Annotated in this window: 1 protein-coding gene; it reads left to right on the top strand. The window is 54.3% G+C overall.

Features of this window, described 5'->3' with window-relative positions; genetic code table 11:
- Positions 1-37: 37 nt before the first annotated feature.
- Positions 38-1,352, top strand: a 1,315-nt coding sequence (locus HWQ67_RS18630) for a UvrD-helicase domain-containing protein (protein ID WP_218254195.1), incomplete at its 3' end; no start/stop codon positions are given.

Below are 1,352 nucleotides of genomic sequence, written 5' to 3'. Positions count from 1 at the left end.
TCTGCGCTTTATGGGGTCAAGGGGAGAGGTTAGCCCCGTGGAAGAATTCCCGCACTCGATAGTGCTGAAGGCCTCCGCCGGATCGGGGAAGACCCGTGCGCTTACAAAGCGCTTTGTGAGGTTCCTGTTATCGGCGGATATACGCAATAACTCGCTGAAAAACATCATCGCCATTACGTTTTCCAATAACGCCTCCAGGGAGATGCGACAACGCATTGTGCTCTGGCTCAAGGAACTCTCAATCGGCAAACCCGATACGCTCAACGAACTCTCCGCTGAACTCGGCACCGACAATGACTCACTACAGCGACAGGCCAGTGTCGTCCTCGATGAGATATTTGAGGGCTTTTCGTTCTTCCAGGTGCGGACGATAGACAGCTTTATGACATCGATATTCAAGGCCTCCGCACTGGATATGGGCTATAACCCCGACTTTGACATCCTCCTGGACTACGAGGCACTGATGGAGTATGCCTTTGAGGTCTTTCTGCGACGCATCCGCCACAACTCCAAGGAGGCCGCCCTCATGCACGGTGTCGTTGACCTCATCCACGACAGTCGACAGGACGACAGGACTTTCCTGTGGGAGCCTACCTCAACCATACTCAGAGAGATCCAGGCAATATATCGTAAACTGGCCTCCACGGGCGCCCGCCTTGTCATCAACGACCACTACAGGGCCATGGAGACCGTCAAAAACTCCCTGCGACGACAGGCCGAGTCCCTCCACGAACTGATCGAACGCTCACAGCTTGAAAGAAGCGGCACGAGCGCATTTGCCAACATCCTCGAAAACATCCGAACCGACAGGTTTGCAGACCTCATCAACCGCGGTATCAAGAATCCGCCCGTGAAAAAATCTGCAAAAAAGAACACTGCAACGATCACACTCTACGACGACATCTGCACGCAATGGAGTGAACTTGCACAGACAATCAGGCAGTACATAAAGTTGTACTCTCAGGTGTACTACACGCCGTTTATACGGGTCTACAAGGCATTTGAGGCCGGCCTTGACCAGGTCAAGAGGCAACAGGGTATGATTTTTATCGACGACATCTCACACAACCTGTCGCTGTACCTCAACCAGGGTATCGTCCCCGACGTCTACTTCAGACTCGGACAGAGCCTCTGCCACTACCTCATCGACGAGTTCCAGGACACGTCGCCGATCCAGTGGAAGAACCTCACGCCGCTGGTGGAGAACTCCCTCTCTCAGGGTGGGAGCCTCTTTGTCGTTGGCGATACCAAGCAGGCCATCTACGGATTCCGCAACGCCGATTATCAGATCATGAGGGGACTGGAACACTCGGCACCATTCCCCTGCGCCGCGCACCGCATCGAGGAACTCG

It is taken from the genome of Candidatus Magnetobacterium casense (genome assembly GCF_019173545.1).
Taxonomy (GTDB): Bacteria; Nitrospirota; Thermodesulfovibrionia; order Thermodesulfovibrionales; family Magnetobacteriaceae; genus Magnetobacterium; species Magnetobacterium cryptolimnobacter.
Note: the sequence above shows the minus strand (reverse complement) of the source record. Positions and strands in the feature narration are given on the sequence as shown.